Consider the following 21,327-nt stretch of genomic DNA (forward strand, 5'->3'; position numbering starts at 1 on the left):
AACTGCCCTCACAGGTAAAAAGGAGGTGTGTTTCAGGAACTTTGATAGAAGTGTGACCTGTCAGGTCACACTTCTTAAAAGGTAAATATTTACTTTTGTAAGCCGGAACGTTTAGAACGATGAACTGTATAGAAATGAATACGATTCACCACAGAGTACACGGAGGACACAGAGTTTTAATCTCTTGTTTATTAAGATGTTTAAGAGAAAGATACTCTCTGTGTTCTCTGTGTCCTCCGTGGTGAATTAAACTCAAAAACAAATGGAAAGAAAACAATTTTTTATTCTTGAGAAAGATTTCCTGAACACACGGGAAGTGGGAGACTTGATAGAAGCTCTCGGACCGGGAGGAGTGGGAGCCTATATGGCAATTCTGATCTACTTGCGTCATCAGCCTGCCTATACGACGTGTTACAGACCTTCCTTATTGAGCCAGTTGGCGCGTTGCAATAACGGTACCGTTGAGTTGTTCAGAGATGTGCTGCTCAACTTCGGGCTGTCTGACTATCTTTATAATAATCAGAAACTTAGATTCGATTCTGTGTCGTTCTGTGTCCTCTGTGGTGAGTAAGAACCGTTTATTTTGCTTGTTTCATCAACATTTTTAAGATTATCTTTGTTATTATTTGTATAGACACTAATTTTGATATGTTATAAAATTACCCTGTATTATGAAGAATACACTGCTCCATATCTGGAACTTCTATGTCGAAGGTTTTCGAAGCATGACTCTGGGCCGCACCCTGTGGCTGATTATACTGGTGAAACTCTTCATCATGTTCTTCATTCTCCGCCTCTTTTTCTTTCCTAACTTTCTGAGCAGCCAGCCTACCGACAAGGACAAGGAAGAATACGTTGCAGGCGAACTGATACAACGCGGGCAATAAACGGCTGAAGTTTAACTCTAACTACTAATGATATGATTGAAAGTATTGACACTTCACTTATTGACTGGTCGAGAGCCCAATTTGCTCTGACAGCCATGTACCATTGGATTTTTGTGCCGCTCACTCTCGGCTTGGCAGTCGTTATGGGTATCATGGAAACCCTTTATTATAAAACAGGCAATGAGTTCTGGAAACGGACAGCCAAGTTTTGGATGAAGATTTTCGGTATCAACTTTGCCGTAGGTGTAGCCACGGGACTGATCCTTGAGTTTGAGTTCGGAACCAACTGGAGTAACTATTCCTGGTTTGTAGGTGATATTTTTGGCGCGCCGCTTGCCATCGAGGGCATTTTGGCTTTCTTTATGGAGGCCACGTTTATTGCCGTCATGTTTTTCGGGTGGGATAAGGTCAGCAAAGGTTTCCACCTGACTTCTACCTGGCTCACAGGACTGGGAGCTACGATCTCCGCCTGGTGGATTCTGGTAGCCAATGCCTGGATGCAGCATCCGGTAGGTATGGAGTTCAATCCCGATACAGTGCGCAACGAGATGGTCGATTTCATGGCAGTTGCCTTTTCGCCTGTCGCCGTTAATAAATTTTGCCACACGGTGCTCTCGAGTTGGGTGCTGGGAGCTGTTTTCGTGATAGGCATCAGTTGCTGGTTCTTGCTGAAGAAGAGAGACAAGGAGTTTGCCATAGCCAGCATTAAGATTGGTGCCATTTTCGGGTTGGTAGCTTCGGTGCTGACGGTGTGGACCGGCGACGGTTCCGGTTATGCCGTTGCGCAAACACAGCCGATGAAACTGGCAGCGGTAGAAGGATATTACGAAGGACAGAACGGAGCCGGGCTGGTAGCTGTCGGGGTGCTGAATCCTGATAAGAAGACTTATGACGACGGTCAGAATCCGTTTTTGTTCCGTATAGAGATTCCAAAGATGCTCTCCTTCCTGGCCGAGCGTAAAGCAGATGCTTTTGTGCCGGGCATCAAAAATATCATTGAGGGGGGATACGAACTGAAAGACGGCACGAAAGCGCTTTCGGCTGCCGAGAAAATAGAACGGGGTAAAAAAGCGATTACTGCATTGGGCACCTATCGTGCGGCTAAAAAAGACGGTGACGAGGCTGCTATGCAGCAGGCATCCGCCACGCTGAAAGAGAATGTTGCCTATTTTGGTTATGGTTATATTAAGGATGTGAACCAATTGGTTCCCAATGTGCCGCTCAACTTTTATGCCTTCCGCGTGATGGTGATCTTGGGTGGATACTTTATCCTGTTCTTCATTGCGATTCTCTTCTTTGTCTATAAGAAAGACCTGTCGCAAATGCGATGGATGCAATACATCGGACTATGGACCATTCCGTTTGCTTACATTGCCGGACAGGCAGGATGGGTAGTGGCCGAATGTGGTCGCCAGCCTTGGGCGATACGGGACATGCTGCCCACGTCGGCAGCCATCTCAAAGTTGGATGTAGGCTCTGTACAGGCCACATTCTTCATATTCCTTATTCTGTTTACGGTAATGCTGATTGCGGAAATCGGCATCATGGTCCGGGAGATCAAGAAGGGACCGGCGGCTAATCATTAATCACGAACCATTAATCATTTAAACTATGGGTACATACATTTTTCTACAACAATATTGGTGGCTGGTAGTCTCACTGCTCGGGGCTATACTCGTATTCTTGCTGTTTGTGCAGGGTGGCAACTCTCTGCTGTTTTGTTTGGGTAAAACGGAGGAGCATCGCAAGATGATGGTAAATTCCACCGGACGTAAGTGGGAATTTACGTTTACCACACTGGTCACTTTCGGTGGCGCGTTTTTTGCTTCATTTCCTCTGTTCTACAGTACCAGTTTCGGCGGCGCCTATTGGCTTTGGATGATCATTCTTTTCAGCTTCGTATTGCAGGCTGTCAGCTACGAATTTCAGAGCAAAGCGGGCAACCTGCTCGGGAAGAAGACTTACCGTACTTTTCTGGTGATCAACGGTGTGGTCGGCCCTCTGCTCTTGGGAGGTGCGGTAGCTACCTTCTTCACAGGGTCCGATTTTTATATCAATAAGGGCAATATGGTGAACGAGATTATGCCTGTCATCAGCCATTGGGGCAACGGCTGGCATGGGCTCGATGCGCTGACCAATATCTGGAATGTGATTCTGGGACTGGCCGTGTTTTTTCTGGCACGCATCCTGGGATCTCTCTATTTCATCAATAACATAGCCGATAAGGAACTCGTCGGCAAGTGCCGTCGTTCGTTGATTGCGAATACAGCTCTGTTTCTGGTGTTCTTCCTAACTTTTGTGATCCGCACTTTGCTGGCCGACGGATATGCTGTCAATCCGGAAACAAAGGAGATCTATATGGAACCTTATAAGTATTTCAATAACTTTATCGAAATGCCGGTAGTGCTGATTATATTCCTTGCAGGGGTTGTGCTGGTGCTGTTCGGCATTGGCAAAACAATGTTGAAGAAGACATTCGATAAAGGGATCTGGTTTGCCGGCATTGGTACGGTACTCACCGTCCTGGCACTGTTGCTTACTGCCGGATATAACAATACAGCTTATTATCCGTCTTACACGGATATACAAAGCTCTCTCACCCTTGCCAACAGTTGTTCCAGCCAGTTTACGCTGAAAACCATGGCTTACGTTTCTATCTTGGTTCCGTTTGTCATCGCCTACATCTTCTACGCCTGGCGCAGCATCGACAATCGTAAGATCGATGCAAAGGAAATGGACGAAGGCGGACATGCCTACTAAGATTTTTATCAGATAGAAGTACAGGATATCGGAATTTTATTACTTTTGTAGCGATGCTTATCTGCTCTTGACAAACGAAGGCGGATAAGCATTGTTTTTATCAGTAATTAAACAGACATACTATGAAACGAGTATTTGTATTTCAAGACTTTAAGTCTCAGAAGTTCTGGAGCATCGATGTTCGGGGAACCGATGTTGTTGTGAACTATGGCAAGTTGGGAACAGACGGACAAACACAAGTAAAGAATTTCTCGTCGGTCGAAGAGGCCGAAAAGGCCGCTGCCAAATTAGTGGCGGAGAAGACGAAGAAAGGATATGTGGAAACCCGGGAAGAGGTTGCCAAGGAAATGAAGGTGGAAGCTAAAAAGTATGCGCTGAGCTATGACGAGGCAGAAGAGGGCGTGAACTTGATGGATAGGATATTGAAGGATAAAAAGCTGCCGTCGCTCAGGCAGATCACGATCGGCTGTTGGGGGTACGACGGAGAGGACTGCTCGGCTATTGCCGACGGCATTGTGGCGAATAAGGAAAAGTTTGCCCATCTTGAGGGCCTGTTCTGGGGAGACATGGATTCTGAAGAACAGGAGATCTCCTGGATTGAGCAGGTGGATTTAGGTCCGGTGTTGGACGTGATGCCCTTGCTGAACAATCTCAAGATTAAAGGCACCAATAATCTGAGCATTGGCAAGAAACCTCGTCCCAACCTGAAGTCACTTGAGATTATCAGTGGTGGCCTGCCCGATTCGGTGGTGGAGGACATTCTGGGATCCGACCTCTCTAACCTTGAAAAGCTGGTCCTTTATGTAGGAGTGGAAGACTACGGATTTGAGGGTGATCTGGCTGTATTCAAGCCTCTCTTCTCCAAAGACCGTTTTCCTAAACTGAAATGGCTGGGCATTGTCGATGCGGAAGAACAAGATGCTGTTGTGGAGATGTTCCTCGAATCGGATATTCTTCCCCAACTGGAGACGATGGATATCTCTGCCGGAGTATTGACAGACAAGGGAGCACAACTGTTGCTGGATCATGTGGACAAGATCAGCCACTTGAAGTTTATCAATATGAAATACAATTACCTGAGTGACGAGATGAAAAAGGAGTTGCAGAAGGCACTGCCGGTGAAGATCGACGTTTCCGACTCACAAGAGTATGATGATGATTACAGTTTCCCAATGATTACGGAGTAAATGAATGAAGATATGTGTTGTCAGTAATTCGACTTCAAAACGTACGGACTACTTTATCAAAGCGGGTAGAAGCCTCGGGGCGGATACCTGCTTTGTCACATACGATGAGTTGATGGCTACTCTTCCGGAGTATCGTGATACGGTTGTGAAGCTGGAACCTCCGGTGTTTCAGGAAACGGACTTCCGGAAATACAATTCGCTTTGCCGGGATTACAGGGAGATGTTGAGGCGCTTAGCCGCTGTGGATAGACCGGAGGGCGTGCATTTTCTGAACGAGCCGAGTGCAATTCTCTGTGCTTTGGATAAGGTCCGCACTCAGCAGAAACTGGCCGGGGCAGGCTTGAAAACAACCCCGTTGTTCTCGGCGGCACTACGCACTTTTGATGAACTGGCCGAACTGCTTTACCGACAGAAGAGGGGAGGGTTTCTTAAACCTCGCTATGGCTCCGGAGCCGGAGGGGTAATGGCTGTCAGATACAATCATCGCCGGGACGAATGGGTGGCTTATACGACCATGCGTTGGGCGGGAGATCATGCTTGTAATGAAAAACGTATCTGCCGGTTGACAAACCGGAAAGAGATTGCTGTGCTGGCAGAAGAAGTCATGCGATGCGGAGCTGTCCTTGAAGAGTGGATGGTAAAAGAAAAACTGGAAGGGGAGAATTATGACTTGCGTGTTGTCTGTAGGGAAGATGAAGTCGACTATGTCGTGATACGTTGTAGCAAAGGTGCCATAACCAATCTTCATCTGAACAACAAAGCAAGGCTGTTCGGAGAGCTTTCGCTTGCACCTTCCGTCCGTGAGGAGCTTTTTTGCCGGAGCATTGCCGCCACGCGGGCTCTGGGACTGCGGTATGCAGGCATAGATGTGCTGATTGCACGGAACACGGATACACCTTATATTATAGAGGTGAACGGACAGGGAGATCATATCTATCAGGATATGTTTACGGAGAATAAGATATACACCAATCAGATAAGAACGATAGAATCACTTTTCAATGGAAATAGATGAACTGCCATCCGGTAAGCAAGACCGGAAACCGGATATAGATATGAATGGAATTGTGGGCACGCATGACATACTGATGCTCTGTTTCGACACCTTGCGCTATGACGTCAGTGTGGCCGAAGAGGCTTCCGGGGGAACTCCCGTACTGAATAGCTATGGCAGTGGCTGGGAGAAGAGGCATGCTCCCGGCAATTTTACCTATCCCTCGCATTTCGCCATTTTTGCCGGATTCTTGCCTTCACCTGCCGAACCCCATGTGTTGCGCAGCCGGAAGTGGCTTTTTTTCCCTTTTCAGGCCGGCACGGGGCGCATACCTCCGGAGGGCAGTTATGCTTTTAAAGAAGCTACATTCGTACAGAGCCTGTCCAATATCGGTTATGAAACCATCTGTATCGGCGGAGTCAGCTTTTTCAGTAAACGGAATGACATCGGAAGGGTATTTCCCGGTTATTTCAATAAAAGTTACTGGCTGCCTGCTTTTGGCTGCACGGATAAGAACAGTGCCGCCAATCAGGTGGATTTTGCTGTCGGTAAACTGGAAAAGTATCCGGCGGACCGGAGAGTATTCATGTATATCAATTTCTCGGCCATCCATTATCCCAACTGCCATTATGTAGAGGGTAAGAAGAAAGACGACAAAGAGTCGCATGCTGCGGCTTTACGATACGTTGACAGTCAATTGCCCCGCTTGTTCGAGGCTTTCAGAAGACGTTCGGATACATTGGTCATTGCTTTGTCCGATCATGGCACCTGTTATGGTGAGGACGGTTACGAGTATCACTGCATTTCCCACGAGAAGGTATATACGGTGCCTTATAAACATTTTATTCTCAGAAAATGAACGATCAGCAGCAGATTTCACGATATATCAGCTATATGTACAGTTATCCGCATAAGACGGCTTACCGTACTTTTAATCCTCCGGTCTCTCTTGCCCCTTATTTTGAACGGTTGGCAGGGGGGCAGGCAAGTCTATATTTTCATATCCCTTTCTGTGCCCATAAGTGCGGTTATTGCAATCTGTTTTCACAGCAGAGCTGTGATGGAGGGCGTATCTCGGCATATCTCCGTACGATGCGCCGTCAGGCAGAACAGTTGTCCGTGGCGGCACAAGATCTGAAATTTACTTCGTTTGCAGTTGGGGGAGGTACTCCGCTTATTCTGAACGAAAAGCAGTTGGATGAACTGTTTTGCATAGCCGAGCTGTTCGGCGTACGTCCTTCGGAGGTATTCACTTCCATCGAAACTTCACCGGAGTATGCCGACAAGAAAGTTTTGCGGCAATTGCGGACGAGGGGGGTGGAACGGTTGAGCATGGGTGTACAGAGTTTCAATGATGCGGAGTTGAAAAAACTGAAAAGGAGGCCTGTGCTTGCTACCGTGATCGATGCACTTCAAAATATTCGGGAAGCGGACTTCCCGCAGTTGAACCTCGACCTGATTTATGGCATTGAGGGACAGACGGTGGATAGCTTTATTCACTCGCTTACCACTGCGCTTACTTATCGCCCCGACGAATTATTTATTTATCCTCTTTATGTCCGGCCGGGTACACGTATCGATGTACGTTCAACGGATGACATGTGCTATGCTATTTACAGGTCAGCTCGTGAACTGTTGGTGGAGCAGGGATTTGTGCAGACTTCCATGCGTCGCTTTGTTAAACGGAAAACAGTGGAACTGGAGTTCTCCTGTGGCGATGAAACCATGCTGTCCTGTGGTTCCGGGGGACGGAGCTATCTGGGAAATTTACATTATGCCACTCCATACGCTGTGCGGCAGGAAGCCATAGCTGGAGAGATAGACCGTTATATCCGGACTACTGATTTTTTGACGGTAACCAATGGTTATTTGCTTTCCGCGGAAGAGGTACAAATAAGGTTTATTATAAAGAACCTGATGTATTATCGGGGGCTGGACACGGTGGAGTATGAACAACGTTTTGGTAAGGAGCCGGACAGAACGCTCTTCCGGGAATTTACAGACCGGGGGTGGATTGAAGAGAAAAACCGGGTTCTGCTTCTTACGGAGGAAGGAATGGCTTACTCCGATTACATCGGCCAGTCTTTTGTTTCACCTGCCGTAAGGAGACTGATGTCCGAGTATATATATCCTTGATCAACTTTGCACAATGGGGGCTTTGAGTACTATCCGGAATATCTATTATAGGGGCAGTCTGGAATATTGCAACTATACATGTTCGTATTGTCCGTTTGGCAGGAAATCCGCATCTGCCGATACGGATAGTGACCGGGAAGCGCTGCACCGTTTTATTTCACGTATCAGTCAGTGGAAGCATGGGGCGTTGCGTATTCTGATTATTCCTTATGGAGAAGCGATGATACATCGGTATTACAGAGAAGGTATCATTCGTCTGGCTGCCATGCCCCATGTGGCCGGGGTTTCTTGTCAGACCAACCTGTCCTTTTCAGTTTCCCGTTTTCTGGATGAAGTTGAAGAGGCTCGGGCAGATGTCACCAAAATCAAATTCTGGGCGAGCTACCATCCTGAGATGGCGGATGTCACAGAGTTTGCGTCTAAAATAGAAAAACTGCATGCGGCTGGTATTGAGGTCTGTGCGGGAGTGGTTGGTGATCCTTCGGCAAAGGAACAGATCCGGAGGTTGAGGCTGCTGCTGGATCCGTCGGTCTACTTGTTTGTGAACGCAATGCAAGGTTTACGAAAACCGCTTTCGGAGGAAGATGTCCGTTTTTTTAACGAGATGGATAATTTGTTCGATTATGATCGGCGGAACGCAAAGGCATGTTTGAATAATTGTTCCGGAGGCAGAGAGAGTCTGTTTGTTGATCGGGAAGGGGGGATGTATGCCTGCCCGAGAAGTGGGGTGCGGACAGGGAATTTCTACGATGATTCTACTTCTCTCCTTCAGCCTTCTTGTCTCCGTAAAGTATGCGATTGCTATATTGCTTTCAGCAATCTGCGGGATACGCCTCTGAGAAGAATGATGGGAGAAGGGGCATTGTGGCGTATACCAGAGAGGAAAAAGGTCAGGGCTGTATTCTTTGATATTGACGGTACATTGACAGATGCGCAGGGGAGGATTCCCGGGCGTACCGTTTCTGCACTAAAATATATGTCCGGCCGCTTACCTCTGTACCTGAGTACTGCCTTGCCGATGGCACACGCCAAGAAGCGGCTTGGTGATGTGTTCGACTTGTTTTCGGGAGGGGTTTTTGCCGATGGGGGCTTTCTGTGTTATGAAGATACCGTTGAATGTGTTCCGGTTGAACATCCTGTGACTCTTGATTTCCCCGGTTGCCGGATCACTCGTTATACTTGGAAAGGAGAAATCTTTAAGTGTGCCGTGCTTGCGCCTACTGTCCGGGAAGCTACTCGGTTGTCGGCCGGATTGGAGGGGGAGGTATATCAACTGTATCAGGAAGGCCGGTTGCTGACAGTGGTGGACAGCAGGGCGGGAAAGAAGAATGGACTGATGACTCTATGTTCGAGATTGGGAATCTCTTTGCGGGAGATTCTGGTGGTAGGTAATACGATGCACGATTGGCCGATGATGTCTGTTGCCGGTTATTCTTGTGCAGTGATGGATGCGGAAGAAGAGTTGAAGAAACTATCGGGATATATTCTGAATCCCGATAGTATTCCTGTCTTTTTTGATATCTGATTTTATTTGGCTACGTTGTTTATGGGTTTTCCACCGATGTATGCTTTCAGGTTGTCAACCAGAATGGTCATCAGACGTTCACGGGCGGCGGAAGTAGCCCAGGCTATATGCGGGGTGATATAGCAATTTCTGGCAGTCAGCAATGGGTTGTCCGCACGTGGAGGCTCGGTGGAGAGTACATCCAATCCGGCGGCATAAATCTTATAATTATTCAGGGCGTCTGCCAGGTCTTGTTCATTGATCAAAGGGCCGCGACTGGTGTTGATTAAGATGGCGTTTGGTTTCATCAGTTCAAGGCGACGGGCATTAACCAGATCACGGGTTGATTCCGTTAACGGACAATGCAGACTGACGATGTCGCATTCACGGAAAATCTGGTCGAGTTCCGCTTTTCTGATTTCGGGAGGCAACTGAAGCCGTGACTTGGAGGTATAGGCCCACACTTTCATTCCGAACCCGATTGCGATACGGGCTGTATTATATCCGGTCTGTCCCAGTCCGATAAGACCGATTTTCTTTCCTAACAGCTCTATAAGCGGGGTATCCCAGTAACAAAAATCCTGATTCCGGGTCCACTGCCCTCCACGCACTTCGTCTGCATAGTGTTGCACTCGCTGAGTGATATTCAGGATATGGGCAAAAACCATCTGTCCGACGGATGGAGTGCTGTAAGCCGGGATGTTGGTAACCACAATACCGCGTTCTTTGGCTGCCGCAATATCAATAATGTTATATCCGGTGGCTATTACGCCGATATACTTCAGGTTAGGCAAAGAGGCCATGTGCTCTGCGGTGATCACGGCTTTGTTGGTAAGGATGGCCTCGGCATCCTTCGCATGTGTAAGCACCTCTTCGGGGGCTGTGCGATCATAGATTTCACACTCACCTAAAGTTCTCAATTCATCCCAGTTCAGATCTCCGGGGTTGGCGGCATAGCCGTCTAAAACTACTATCTTCATAAATTATTAGGTGTTAAGTATTAAGTTTGTGTACTTGAATACTGAATTAATAACTCTTTATCTAATAAAACAATTACAGATGTTTAATAGTTCTTTTCATTTCCCCAGAGTTGTTTCATTCGTTCGGCATGTTTCTGTTCAGCCGGGTTGTGTTGGGGCTGCCATATTTGCTTATTCTTGATTTCGTCCGGCAGGAATTGTTGTTTTACGAAATTACCTTCATAATTATGGGCATATTTATATTCCTGGCCATATCCTAACTGCTTCATCAGTTTGGTGGGAGCATTGCGCAGGTGCAGAGGTACCGGCAGGTTGCCGGTTTCGCGCACCAATGCCAGTGCATCGTTGATAGCATTGTAGGCTGAGTTGCTTTTAGGGCTGGTTGCCAGATAAATGGTGGTTTCCGCCAATGGGATTCTTCCTTCCGGCCAGCCTATTTTCATCAACGTGTCAAAACAGGCATTAGCCAATAGCAGTGCATTCGGATTGGCCAGGCCAATGTCTTCCGAAGCCGAGATGACCAGACGTCTGGCAATGAATGCCGGGTCTTCTCCTCCTTCTACCATACGTGCCAACCAGTAAATGGCACCGTCGGGATCGCTGCCCCGGATCGATTTAATAAATGCCGAAATAATATCGTAATGCATTTCGCCGTCTTTATCATAAGCCAGCGGATTCTGCTGTAAGCGTTCGGTTACCAGATCGTCAGTGATAACTACGGTCTCTTCCGTTTCCGACTCTACTACGAGTTCCAGTATATTCAGCAGCTTGCGGGCATCGCCTCCCGAAAAACGAAGCATGGCACTGGTTTCTTTCAGTTCTATTTTACGTTCTTTCAGTACGGTATCGGTAGTGATGGCACGTTGAAGCAATTCCAGCAGGTCCTCTTTCTCCAGAGACTTCAGTGTATAGAGCTGGCAACGGGAGAGGAGTGGGCGGATTACCTCAAAAGACGGGTTTTCCGTGGTGGCACCTATCAGAGTAACTGTTCCGTGCTCGACAGCTCCCAGCAACGAGTCCTGCTGAGATTTGCTGAATCGGTGTATTTCGTCGATAAACAAGATGGGGCTGGACTGAGTGAAGAATTTGTTGCTTTTGGCGCGATCTATCACTTCGCGTACGTCTTTTACGCCCGATGTTACGGCACTCAGTGTATAAAAAGGGGTTTCCAGCTTGTTGGCTATTATCTGGGCCAGTGTTGTTTTACCGACCCCCGGAGGCCCCCACAGGATGAATGAAGAGATACGTCCTGCATCAATCATCTTGCGCAAGATAGCACCCGGTCCCACAAGGTGTTTCTGACCGATATAATCATCTAATGTCTTTGGCCGTAGCCTTTCCGCTAATGGTTGCATATCTATTTGTAATGAATCTGTTTATTAGTCGATCACCGTCCCCATCACCTGTACATCTGTGATAGCGGCTTTTTCTCCGATGAAACTGATACGTATGAAACGTCCCTGTATACCCGGAACAACCTGGATCATCCGAATGTTCTCGTTTTGTTTATAGTTGGTCTGATCCGGAATAAGTGTCCAGTGTTCTCTGTCCATCGATGCCTCCACTTTGTATTGGTAATGGTCCGTATCCGGAAATGCGATTCGGATGTGGCGTATGGACAAGCCTTTCTCTGTGTCCAATGTCCAGGAGCGTTCCGGGTCGTTGCCGGCAGCTTGCCAATAGGTGGCTCCATCTCCATCGGCAGCAAATGCGGACGAGTGTCCGTCGGCCGATGAACTGCAGAAGGTCGGATTATTGGGCCCGAAGGTTTGCAGGTTATCTGTTTTATCCTGAACCTCAAAACGTGTATAAGGTCGGTCTTTCACTTTGCAGGCTTCGGTATAAGGAGTGCTTCCGATGAACCGGAGTGTGATCTCGGCAGGCTCGAGCCCCGGCGAGGTAGCCCGTATCACGGTTTCTCCGGCATAGTATGACCGGAATTCAATCGCGGCTTTTCCATCGAGAATACGGATATCACTCTCTTTTTCAAATAGGATCGAGGTACCGGTAGGAAACTCTCCCGGACCGGATATGATGTTGAGGCTGACTGCCGGAGAATTGTTGACCGGTTTACCGTCTGCATCCAGAATGGTTACCGACAACATAACGTCATCTGTCCCGTCTGTCTTTATCTGGTTCGTTTGATCGGCTGTCAGGGCAATGCGTGCAGGTGTTCCTGCCTCTGGCCACTTCGGCGGAGCAATCCCTTTGTAGGCATTGCGGTACCAATACCAGGCACGTTTGGGAATCCGGAAATAATCGATAATTCCCATTTTCCCAAGAGCACTTCCGGCTATACTCCCGTGGTCGAATGCGCACCAGATGGCTTGTCCGCTACGCCAGGCAAAGCCATTTTGCGCATTATTCTTTGCCAAGTCTCCCCAGCCCGGATCGTACTCTCCCGGACGGTCGGCTGTCGTGCTGCCATACTCTGAAACTACCGTCGGTATGCCCGGTTGCTGAAACTCGGGGATGTAGCTACCGTCACCGTTATATCCGGCTATATCACCCAACTTGTCAATTCGTTTCTCTCCCAACGGACGTTGAGCACCGCCAATGGCCGCCGGACGGGTTGGATCGAGTTGCTTGGAGAGTTTGACGGTTTCTGACAGTAACTTGCGCATCGGGTCGATCGTTTCGGGTGCGGTAAAGAACGGTTCGTTACTCATACTCCATACAACAATAGAAGGATGGTTGCGGTGGATGCGGATCAATTCTTTCAGTTGGGCTTTTACACTGCTCTCAAATCCTGCCCTGTCTGCTTCATTTACGGGATATGCACTTGCGTTCCAGTAGCCATCTCCTTTGTGACCTCCGATTCCCCAAAATGCATTCTCTGCCCAGAATAGCATACCTATTTCATCGCATGCTTGTGAGAAAGTCGGTGAATGGGGGTAATGCGAACCTCGTATCAGGTTGAAGCCGGCTTCTTTTACCAGACGGATATCTCTTCGCATACCGGTTTCGGTCACGGCATCTCCCCATCCGGCATGATCCTGATGAACATTGGCTCCCTTAAAATAATAATGTTCCCCGTTCAGGAAGAATCCCCGGTCCGGTGTCCATTCAAACCAGCGGAATCCGAAAGACGTTTCATAGCGGTCTATCAATTTTTCTCCGTGGTAAAGCGAGCTGACCACTTTGTAAAGTGCAGGATGATCGGGATGCCACAGTTCCGGTGCCTGAATCTCGCGGGTTTGCTGCTCAAATGTGTAGGTTGCGTTGTCCGGCAATGATTGTGATGTAGAAACAGAAGCCGCTTCTTTGCCTCGGGGATCGATAACAGTGGTCAGAAGTCGGTAAGTTTCTGTTTTTCCGGAACGATTGCATACATCTGTCCGTATGTGGACGCTCCCTGACTTTCCCTTTTTTTCTCCTAAGTCCGGTGTGGTGACCAATGTGCCATACCAATCGATATAGGTCGGTTCTTTGATCACTAAGCGTACGTTCCTGTAAATGCCTCCGCTGAATACATGTTCGCCTGCACGTGGAGCGAGGTCAGGTCGCCAGCAGTTGTTAACCCGAACCGCTATCTGGTTTTTTCCTTCTTTCAGATAGTTCGATATATCAATGGAAAATCCGGTATATCCTCCTTGGTGGGTTCCTGCCCGATGTCCGTTCACAAAAACTTCTGCTTCCTGAAATACACCGTCGAATTCAAGAAAGCTCCTTTTGCCAAGCACTTCTTTCTTTATCGGAAAGGCTTTGCGGTACCATCCGTAACCTACATAAAAATCTTTCGACATGAAGTATGGAGTACTGAAAGAGTGGGGAAGTCCCGTCCTTTCCCAGTCGGAATCGTCAAAATCCGGTCGGGAAGCACTCTTGAAGTCTCCCCGGCAATATTTCCATTCTCGGTTGAAGTTGATGGTTTGTCGTGGAGAATCCGCCCGGCAAACATGGATTGCACTGCTTAACATAAGAAAAACCAACCATAGCTTCATGCCATTGCAGGTGTGTACTGTGAAATTCATCGTATTGAGGTTTTATAGTGTGAATGATAGATAGGCGGATCAGAATACTACCTGAATCATAAACCGGATACCTTGTTTGTTGATTCCCGGGTGGTTCAGGTAAGTCAGACGGCGTACGTATTCGATATGCAACAATTTAAAGATGTTGTAAATGCCCACACTGGCTTCCAGGTAAGGTACTTTCGGATCCATCACATAGCTGGTGTAGCTGCCGTCCCGTTGCGGGAAATCAAACAGTTCCGGATTATTGCTCTTAAACGGGTTATTCTTATCCGTCAGGTTGCCGTATAGAGCTCGGAAACGGAATACCTCTCTCCACTTTAGTTTCTTAATCAGCGGGATGCGGTTGAAAAGTTTACCATTCATGTCATATGTGAGTGCCAGCGATGCATAACGGTCGTTGAGGAACTCCATATTATTGATCAGGTTGAACGTTTCTTTCTGTGTGATATACGATAGGTTGGCGGCTGGCAAAATAAGTAATGGGAACGGAACGGTATTCCATTGTGCACCTCCTTTTAAGGTAACATCTACTTTACCCCAGGACGAGAGCCAGAAGCGCTTCCAGATACTTGCCTCCGTCAGGTTGAAATTATATTCTCCTCCTAAAACACCTTTAAATCCGGTAGTGTGGGAGAGGGTGAAGATGGGAGCATCCAGCGATACCGGACGACGGCGTTGCTTTGTATTGACGAAGGTCTCGCCCGGCGCATAACGTAAAGTCAGCCCCAATTCGGCGGTAGTTATATCGGGTACGATGGTTTTGGCAGCATCATTGCGGATGTATTGCAACTTGCCTGCCGGAGTATCTTCCCGGTGTCGTGCCATGGCCGCAACCGAGAAACCCGATAAAGTTTCCATTTCATATCTCAGTGTGGCGTCCCGTACGTATGACATTTGGTCGACGGTTGTGGTTTTCCACGCTACGAATACGTTGTCTTTATCCGTGTCGAGGAACTTATCCATTGGCGACATGACATCGTAACGGTAGGAGGCCGAGATGTAATGCTTCGGGAATTCCCAGGGGAAGAATTCGCATTTGCGGAAAGAGTAGGTCACATTGCCTTCGTATTTCCATTTTTTATCTTTGAGTCCGTACGCTCCGTATCCGTTGAAGAACCAGTGGGGATTCAGCTTGGCAGTAGTCATGCCGCTGAGACGGAAACGGGTACCATCTACATAATTGCTCGATATCATGGTGTTGATCGGTCCGAAGTCAAACTTACTCGGATGTTCTTTGGTTCCGGTTTCCACATAGTTTTCTATCAACGCTTTTGCTCCGAATATCACATATTTGAATCCGGGTATTTGTTCCAGCCGGTTCATGAAAAGATCCATGCTGCTCTCGGTCTTTGTTAGAGGCACCTGGCGTACTCCGGCCCAATACTCGTCACTTTTGGTCAGCATGTCCGCCTCTTTGATCACACTGCCTTTCAAACGGAAAAGTCGTGGCTCGATGGGGTCGAAGACATAATTGCTATATTTGGTTGTTCGTTTTACCTGGATGCCCTGAATAGCTTTCATGACTAAAAGATCCACAGTCATATCGTCGTCTGTCAGCACCCAGTTGCCATTGGGAAGCTGTTCATATTGCTGTACGACATCCAGATTTTCTACAAAGTTTACCCCTGTTTTTTTAGGCAGATTCATGGTGCACTTCTTCACTGCATAGGTAGAGTCGTCCAGCACATACAGGTGTCCGGTGAATCCGAAGTCCTGAGGGTTCTGTGGGACGAAGGTAAGATGCACACATTTATCTTTATCCACCATCACAGTATCCATCAGGTAGAATTTATAGAAAGAGATGGCTCCGCTTCCGATTGGGCTTACGAAACGGCGTTGCAACAGGCGGATATCATCATCATAGATATTGATATCGGCAAATACATCATTGAGGATGGTACCCAGCATATCACCTGTTGAGAAGAATTCTTCCACGCCATTGGAGTTCATACCTTCGATTATGGTCTTTTTACTTTCCGGGTCCTTCCGGTAAATGGTTTTGGAAGACGTTTCCTGCACCGAGATAGGCAGAATCAGTTTGTTGGTTTCAGGCGAAACCTCAACCTGGTCTTTGAGGAAAGAAAACTTTTTATAGATTCCTTTTTCAAGGCTTTCGGGTGTCACGTCATTGAGTGACATCTTCATCTTCTGATACTTGTTGTACTGATAATAGTCGTTGGTTTCCAGCTTCTGAGCTTTCTTGTGATCGATAACCTTTCGCATGAATTCCACAGCGGGATTATTCTTCCGGGAATACTTTTCCTTTTTAGGTTTTACAACCACCTCCTCCAGCATGACATCATCCGGTGAGAGTACTACATTGAGTTCTTTGGCGCCCGCCGGAATTTTCACTTTCTTGGTGATATAACCCACCGCAGAGAAGGTCAACTCGTTCCATCCTTTGCGGGTTTCTACCTGATATTCTCCGTTAGCATTGGATATACCGCCAACTCCTTTTCCTTCATAGAAAACGGAAATGTACATTAGCGGCTCATGTGAAATAGAATCGGTGATTACTCCTTTCAACTGTGCAAAAGCCTGTGGCGCAGAGAGTATAAGGAAGACTACTATTAATAGTTTAGAATATTGTTGTTTCATACACACTTCATCTCATCGTGAGACTGCAAAGGTAATAAATTCCTTTTGATTGAAAGGACTATATAACCTTTTTTGTGTATCTTTTGAGTCCTGTAAGGAGGGGGAATCCGGCATTATTCCCCCAATAATATTTGTACAATTCGTTCTGCGGTTCGTCCGTCCCAGCGTTCGGGCAAGGTACCTTGTTTCCATTCTCCGTTCATCAGTTTATCCATACTGGCAGCCAATGCTGCCGGATCTTCCCCAACCAGTTCATTGGTGCCTGTGCGCCAGGTTTCCGGATGCTCGGCATAGGTGTTGAGGGTGATGCAGGGAATTCCCAGGAAGGTCGCTTCTTCCGCCACATTGCCTGAATCTGTTATAATGGCTTTTGCCTGGTTCATCAGATATCCGAAAGAGAGGTAGCTTTGTGTGGGCATGATGTGCAGGTTAGGAGCTGTGATATCGAGAGTTTTGATCGCATTGCGTACATAAGTGTGCAGTGGTGCCACAATCGGCATGCCGTTTGCCTTTTCAAGTAAGGTCTCTATCAATTTCCGCAGATTTTCTTTGTTGTTCAGCAGCACATGGCGGTTGAGGGTCAGCAGGATGTACTCATGCTCTTTCAGTCCCAGGACAGAGAACCATATTGGCTTTATCAGGCGGTTGCGGTTATACCGTATTGTATCGATCAGGATGTTGCCTACATAGTAGACTGTTTCATTTTCTGTTCCTGTCTGATTCAGGTTACGATTGGCCACCATGCCGGCTGTGAACAGATAGTCGGAAAGTCCGTCTGTTATCATACGGTTGACTTCTTTGGGCATGGACATATCGAACGAACGGGTGCCGGCTACGAGATGTGCCACTTTTATATTTTGTTTTTTGGCTACGATCGCACAGCTCATAGTTGCAGTGAGGTCATCGACTACCAGAACTACGTGCGTAGGGTTTTCCGTCAATTCACGTTCGAAGGCGATCATTATTCCCGCAGTAAGTTCTGTGGGGTTATTGCCGTTTACGCCCAGATAGGCATCGGGAGCTTTCATATGCAGATCTGCAAATAAGGATGCATCCAGACTGGTGTCATTCTCTATCCCTGTGTAAACCAGGCGATAAGAAATGCGTTTACCTTGTGCCTTAGCGGCATCGATAGCCCGGGTGATAGGGGCGATTTTCATAAAGTTAGGGCGAGCCCCGGCAACAATCGTTATCTTCATCTTCGTATTCTTACAATTTTCAAGGAACAAATGTACACTTTCTTGCGGAATTATTTGTTTCTTTGCACACAAAAAACTTGATATATGCCAACAATCTTTCAGATTCCGACCTTTATCCAGATTCTGGAGTTTATCGGGACATTTGCTTTTGCCATTAGTGGCATTCGTCTTGCATCTGCCAAACAGTTTGACTGGTTTGGTGCTTATGTAGCCGGTGTGGCTGTTGCCATTGGCGGTGGTACTATACGTGACGTATTGCTGGACGTTACTCCGTTCTGGATGACGAATCCCATTTATCTTATCTGTTCGGCGCTGGCCCTTCTGTGGGTTATTTTTTTCCGGAAGCATCTGATTCATATGCACAACACGTTTTTTATCTTCGATAGCATTGGGCTTGCATTATTTACGGTAGTTGGTATCAGCAAAACGATCGATTTGGGCTATGCCTTTTGGGTGGCCATCATTATGGGCACAATGACCGGAGCGGCCGGTGGCGTAATCCGCGATGTGTTTATCAACGAGATTCCGTTGATTTTCCGTAAAGAGATTTATGCCATGGCATGCGTTATTGGCGGAGTCATTTATTGGGGACTCGACCGTCTGGGTGTTGATGCTGCTTTAACACAGGTCATCAGTGGCTGTTGCATTTTTGTGGTACGCGCATTGGCCGTGAAATATCAAATCTGTTTGCCTATCCTGAAAGGGGAGTAGACTTATACTAATTTTATTCCGGCAGTATCAGATCACCGGAGAAGCTGATCGATTCACGATTCTGCATATCGACATCTATGCTGGACGAACCATTAGAGTAGATAGTGATTCTAAACTTGAACTGATCTTCGGAGTTTCTGGCGGTGAAGTTTATCTTCGCTGCTCCGCGTTTGCCCATGACCATATTATATTTGTCAATCGGAGCCTTGAACATCAGTCCTTGCCCTCCTCCATAAGGAATGGAATAAGCACGCCCGAAATAGGGTAGTTGTGAAAAGACCGAATCGTTTCGAACTATAACGGAATAAACTGAGGTCAGTGGAATCATATGCCCTCGGCGTGGGTATGCTGTAGATACGTCAATCCGGTAGTTTTCCGATTCGATTAGCTCTTTTACTGCTTGTTCTTTTTGCTCTTTCTTTTCTTTCCGGTTTTGGGCCTGAAGCGGGCAAACTCCTGTTCCGATGATGAGCAACATCAGAAGGATGATACACTTGTTTGTTTTCATATCAATGGTTCTTTTTCGGATGTTTACATAAAGATAACGGTCGGAAGAGATAAAATGTATAAAGCAGACAAATGATTTAATATTATTTCGTGTTTACCGGATGGGATTTCACAAAGAATAAAAAAGGGAGGTATGTCAAAACTTACCACAGATTGCACTGATTAACACAGAATGAATTTTAAATCGTCGTTTACATAATGCTTAATCTGTATAACCTGTGGCGAAGAAGACTTTTGAGTCTATTGGGGGAGGATATTTCTGTTAGAACTGTTCCAGAATGGCAATTCGTTTTTCGATTGGCGGATGGGTGGCGAAGAGCCCGCTTAGCCCGCTCAATGCGCTTTTAGCCTGTTTGCCAGGATGTTGTATGAATAGCTGCGCTACATCTTCGCGCTCCACAGCTTCTATATCGGGATCTGCAGATATCTTTCTTAAAGCATTGGCCAAAGCCAATGGGTTCTTTGTCATTTCTGCTGCTCCTGCATCGGCCATGTATTCACGTTTGCGGGAGATGGCAAAGCGCATCAGCGTGGCAAAGAAATAGCCGATGGCGGCTACAATCATGGCTAAAACCAAGATGAGGATAGCACCATTGTTTTTATCATTCCGGCTGCGTGTCCACGAAGAGTAATAAACGGAGCGCAGTGCTATTTGTGCCAACATCGAAAAGATGCCTACGAATACAATGGAGATAATCAGCAGTCGGACATCGTGATTACGGATATGTGTCAATTCGTGTGCAATGACCCCTTCAAGTTCCTCGTCGTTGAGTTTATCGATGATTCCTTTTGATAAGGTGACCGTATAAGTACGTTCGTTAATTCCGCTGGCATATGCATTGAGTGAATTGTCATCGATTATGTTGATTTTAGGCATTTTCATCCCTTGCGACATACAGAGATTCTCCACTAAATTGTAGATGCGTTTATTCTCTTTACGTTCCAATGGTCTTGCCCCTGTAGCGGCTTTGATAATACTGGAATTGGCAAAGTAGGCAATAATAAACCAGACCAGAACGCCTCCTATAATATAAGGAATCAGGTTAATAAACATTTGATTGGTCATGGCCAATGTGTCATATTGCTCGTAATCATCTGTCACGGTAAAAGTGATGAGCAGGTAGCTGAACAAATAGGTCAGTACTGCCACCAGGCAAGGGAAAAGGAACAGTAAAATGCCGGAACGTAGGTTGTTCCGGCTCTGTTGTGTCTGTATTCCGACGTATTGCATGTGCATTGCTCTCCTGGGGGATTAGAATTTGATTTTCGGGGCTTCTTCCAGATTGGCACGTTGTTCAGTACCCAAATCGAACATCATTTCTTTATGAAAGCCGAACATGTTGGCTATCAGGTTGGAAGGGAATGTCTGTACTGCATTGTTCAGTTCTTTGGTGGCTGAGTTAAAGTAGCGGCGTACAGCAGCCAGTTTATTTTCTACATCCGAAATCTCTTCCTGTAACTGGAGGAAGTTTTGATTGGCCTTTAAGTCCGGGTAAGCTTCCAAGGTGATTTTCAATCCCGCAAGGGCGGAACTCAGTTGATTCTCTGCTGTAATCTTTTCATCGATTGTTCGGGCACTGATAGCTCCGTTACGGGCTTGGATGACACGTTCGAGTGTGTCCTTTTCGTGAGCTGCATATCCTTTTACTGTATCCACCAATTGTGGGATAAGGTCGTGGCGTTGCTTCAACTGTACATCGATGTCGGCAAATGCATTTTCGCGGTTGTTTCTCAGTTTTACCAACGAGTTGTACATGGAAGCAATGACAATCGCGAGGATGATTACAATCCCCAAAATGATAAGTAAGTTCATAATTCTTTTGATTCTTAACGTTGTTAAACTTGATCCAAAGGTATGTTATTCAGTCTCTATTTACAAAAAGCGCA

The 21,327-nt window shown here is 46.9% G+C and carries 18 protein-coding genes; 10 read left to right on the top strand and 8 right to left on the bottom strand.

Features of this window, described 5'->3' with window-relative positions:
- Positions 1 to 262 precede the first annotated feature (262 nt).
- The 9 genes from FDF36_RS00700 to FDF36_RS00740 all read left to right on the top strand — a co-directional run bounded on the left by FDF36_RS00700 (position 263) and on the right by FDF36_RS00740 (position 9,489).
- A complete protein-coding gene (locus FDF36_RS00700) occupies positions 263 to 571 on the top strand; it encodes a hypothetical protein (RefSeq protein WP_259281341.1) in 309 nt (102 codons plus the stop codon).
- Positions 572 to 671: 100 nt separating this feature from the next.
- Positions 672 to 887 carry a DUF4492 domain-containing protein gene (locus tag FDF36_RS00705; protein ID WP_005776680.1) on the top strand — a complete coding sequence of 72 codons (216 nt, stop codon included), beginning with the start codon at positions 672 to 674 and terminating at the stop codon, positions 885 to 887.
- Between the two features lie 32 nt (positions 888 to 919).
- Positions 920 to 2,473, top strand: coding sequence for a cytochrome ubiquinol oxidase subunit I (locus FDF36_RS00710; protein WP_005776681.1), 1,554 nt, complete (start codon positions 920 to 922; stop codon positions 2,471 to 2,473).
- A 25-nt stretch (positions 2,474 to 2,498) separates the two neighbouring features.
- Entirely contained in the window at positions 2,499 to 3,647 is a 1,149-nt protein-coding gene (gene cydB / locus FDF36_RS00715; protein WP_220389950.1) for a cytochrome d ubiquinol oxidase subunit II, read from the top strand.
- 122 nt (positions 3,648 to 3,769) lie between these two features.
- Complete coding sequence (locus tag FDF36_RS00720; RefSeq protein ID WP_032540562.1) at positions 3,770 to 4,834, top strand: STM4015 family protein; 1,065 nt, start codon at positions 3,770 to 3,772, stop codon at positions 4,832 to 4,834.
- 4 nt (positions 4,835 to 4,838) lie between these two features.
- Positions 4,839 to 5,849: an STM4014 family protein gene (locus tag FDF36_RS00725; RefSeq protein ID WP_220389951.1), complete on the top strand. Its 1,011-nt coding sequence runs from the start codon at positions 4,839 to 4,841 to the stop codon at positions 5,847 to 5,849.
- Complete coding sequence (locus FDF36_RS00730) at positions 5,836 to 6,687, top strand: STM4013/SEN3800 family hydrolase (RefSeq protein ID WP_044299678.1); 852 nt, start codon at positions 5,836 to 5,838, stop codon at positions 6,685 to 6,687. The genes FDF36_RS00725 and FDF36_RS00730 overlap by 14 nt, the downstream gene beginning before the upstream one ends.
- On the top strand, positions 6,684 to 7,964 hold the full coding sequence (locus FDF36_RS00735; RefSeq protein WP_220389952.1) for an STM4012 family radical SAM protein: 1,281 nt from the start codon (positions 6,684 to 6,686) through the stop codon (positions 7,962 to 7,964). The genes FDF36_RS00730 and FDF36_RS00735 overlap by 4 nt, the downstream gene beginning before the upstream one ends.
- 13 nt (positions 7,965 to 7,977) lie before the next feature.
- Positions 7,978 to 9,489 carry an STM4011 family radical SAM protein gene (locus FDF36_RS00740; RefSeq protein WP_220389953.1) on the top strand — a complete coding sequence of 504 codons (1,512 nt, stop codon included), beginning with the start codon at positions 7,978 to 7,980 and terminating at the stop codon, positions 9,487 to 9,489.
- A gap of 2 nt (positions 9,490 to 9,491) precedes the next feature.
- On the opposite strand, the gene FDF36_RS00745 is transcribed toward FDF36_RS00740, so the two are convergent.
- From FDF36_RS00745 to wecB, 5 genes are all read right to left on the bottom strand, one after another.
- Positions 9,492 to 10,448 carry a D-2-hydroxyacid dehydrogenase gene (locus FDF36_RS00745; RefSeq protein WP_005776688.1) on the bottom strand — a complete coding sequence of 319 codons (957 nt, stop codon included), beginning with the start codon at positions 10,446 to 10,448 and terminating at the stop codon, positions 9,492 to 9,494.
- 83 nt (positions 10,449 to 10,531) lie between these two features.
- The gene (locus tag FDF36_RS00750; RefSeq protein WP_005808784.1) at positions 10,532 to 11,803 is read right to left on the bottom strand and encodes a replication-associated recombination protein A; all 1,272 of its coding nucleotides are present in this window, start codon (positions 11,801 to 11,803) and stop codon (positions 10,532 to 10,534) included.
- A 24-nt stretch (positions 11,804 to 11,827) separates the two neighbouring features.
- Positions 11,828 to 14,422, bottom strand: a complete 2,595-nt coding sequence (locus FDF36_RS00755) for a glycoside hydrolase family 2 protein (protein ID WP_220389954.1) — start codon at positions 14,420 to 14,422, stop codon at positions 11,828 to 11,830.
- Positions 14,423 to 14,461: 39 nt separating this feature from the next.
- Positions 14,462 to 17,023, bottom strand: coding sequence for a DUF5686 and carboxypeptidase-like regulatory domain-containing protein (locus tag FDF36_RS00760; protein ID WP_220389955.1), 2,562 nt, complete (start codon positions 17,021 to 17,023; stop codon positions 14,462 to 14,464).
- A 113-nt stretch (positions 17,024 to 17,136) separates the two neighbouring features.
- Positions 17,137 to 18,222, bottom strand: coding sequence for a non-hydrolyzing UDP-N-acetylglucosamine 2-epimerase (gene wecB, locus FDF36_RS00765; protein ID WP_005776693.1), 1,086 nt, complete (start codon positions 18,220 to 18,222; stop codon positions 17,137 to 17,139).
- A gap of 84 nt (positions 18,223 to 18,306) precedes the next feature.
- On the opposite strand from wecB, the gene FDF36_RS00770 reads away from it, so the two are divergent.
- Positions 18,307 to 18,933, top strand: a complete 627-nt coding sequence (locus FDF36_RS00770; protein ID WP_005776695.1) for a trimeric intracellular cation channel family protein — start codon at positions 18,307 to 18,309, stop codon at positions 18,931 to 18,933.
- A gap of 13 nt (positions 18,934 to 18,946) precedes the next feature.
- Here the strand turns inward: FDF36_RS00770 and FDF36_RS00775 are convergent, their stop codons facing one another.
- The 3 genes from FDF36_RS00775 to FDF36_RS00785 all read right to left on the bottom strand — a co-directional run bounded on the left by FDF36_RS00775 (position 18,947) and on the right by FDF36_RS00785 (position 21,253).
- Positions 18,947 to 19,441 carry a DUF4251 domain-containing protein gene (locus FDF36_RS00775; protein ID WP_005819762.1) on the bottom strand — a complete coding sequence of 165 codons (495 nt, stop codon included), beginning with the start codon at positions 19,439 to 19,441 and terminating at the stop codon, positions 18,947 to 18,949.
- 261 nt (positions 19,442 to 19,702) lie between these two features.
- Complete coding sequence (locus tag FDF36_RS00780; RefSeq protein ID WP_032537378.1) at positions 19,703 to 20,671, bottom strand: M48 family metallopeptidase; 969 nt, start codon at positions 20,669 to 20,671, stop codon at positions 19,703 to 19,705.
- A gap of 21 nt (positions 20,672 to 20,692) precedes the next feature.
- Positions 20,693 to 21,253 carry a LemA family protein gene (locus FDF36_RS00785; RefSeq protein ID WP_220389956.1) on the bottom strand — a complete coding sequence of 187 codons (561 nt, stop codon included), beginning with the start codon at positions 21,251 to 21,253 and terminating at the stop codon, positions 20,693 to 20,695.
- Positions 21,254 to 21,327 lie beyond the last annotated feature (74 nt).

This window comes from Bacteroides fragilis (assembly GCF_019583405.1).
Lineage (GTDB): Bacteria > Bacteroidota > Bacteroidia > Bacteroidales > Bacteroidaceae > Bacteroides > Bacteroides fragilis_B.

What these genes read in the sequence shown, in the direction of transcription:
- FDF36_RS00700 (WP_259281341.1), top strand. Translation starts at nt 263, where the DNA reads ATGGAAAGAAAACAATTTTTTATTCTTGAGAAAGATTTCCTGAACACA.
- FDF36_RS00705 (WP_005776680.1), top strand. Translation starts at nt 672, where the DNA reads ATGAAGAATACACTGCTCCATATCTGGAACTTCTATGTCGAAGGTTTT.
- FDF36_RS00710 (WP_005776681.1), top strand. Translation starts at nt 920, where the DNA reads ATGATTGAAAGTATTGACACTTCACTTATTGACTGGTCGAGAGCCCAA.
- cydB (WP_220389950.1), top strand. Translation starts at nt 2,499, where the DNA reads ATGGGTACATACATTTTTCTACAACAATATTGGTGGCTGGTAGTCTCA.
- FDF36_RS00720 (WP_032540562.1), top strand. Translation starts at nt 3,770, where the DNA reads ATGAAACGAGTATTTGTATTTCAAGACTTTAAGTCTCAGAAGTTCTGG.
- FDF36_RS00725 (WP_220389951.1), top strand. Translation starts at nt 4,839, where the DNA reads ATGAAGATATGTGTTGTCAGTAATTCGACTTCAAAACGTACGGACTAC.
- FDF36_RS00730 (WP_044299678.1), top strand. Translation starts at nt 5,836, where the DNA reads ATGGAAATAGATGAACTGCCATCCGGTAAGCAAGACCGGAAACCGGAT.
- FDF36_RS00735 (WP_220389952.1), top strand. Translation starts at nt 6,684, where the DNA reads ATGAACGATCAGCAGCAGATTTCACGATATATCAGCTATATGTACAGT.
- FDF36_RS00740 (WP_220389953.1), top strand. Translation starts at nt 7,978, where the DNA reads ATGGGGGCTTTGAGTACTATCCGGAATATCTATTATAGGGGCAGTCTG.
- FDF36_RS00745 (WP_005776688.1), bottom strand. Translation starts at nt 10,448, where the DNA reads ATGAAGATAGTAGTTTTAGACGGCTATGCCGCCAACCCCGGAGATCTG.
- FDF36_RS00750 (WP_005808784.1), bottom strand. Translation starts at nt 11,803, where the DNA reads ATGCAACCATTAGCGGAAAGGCTACGGCCAAAGACATTAGATGATTAT.
- FDF36_RS00755 (WP_220389954.1), bottom strand. Translation starts at nt 14,422, where the DNA reads ATGAATTTCACAGTACACACCTGCAATGGCATGAAGCTATGGTTGGTT.
- FDF36_RS00760 (WP_220389955.1), bottom strand. Translation starts at nt 17,023, where the DNA reads ATGAAACAACAATATTCTAAACTATTAATAGTAGTCTTCCTTATACTC.
- wecB (WP_005776693.1), bottom strand. Translation starts at nt 18,222, where the DNA reads ATGAAGATAACGATTGTTGCCGGGGCTCGCCCTAACTTTATGAAAATC.
- FDF36_RS00770 (WP_005776695.1), top strand. Translation starts at nt 18,307, where the DNA reads ATGCCAACAATCTTTCAGATTCCGACCTTTATCCAGATTCTGGAGTTT.
- FDF36_RS00775 (WP_005819762.1), bottom strand. Translation starts at nt 19,441, where the DNA reads ATGAAAACAAACAAGTGTATCATCCTTCTGATGTTGCTCATCATCGGA.
- FDF36_RS00780 (WP_032537378.1), bottom strand. Translation starts at nt 20,671, where the DNA reads ATGCAATACGTCGGAATACAGACACAACAGAGCCGGAACAACCTACGT.
- FDF36_RS00785 (WP_220389956.1), bottom strand. Translation starts at nt 21,253, where the DNA reads ATGAACTTACTTATCATTTTGGGGATTGTAATCATCCTCGCGATTGTC.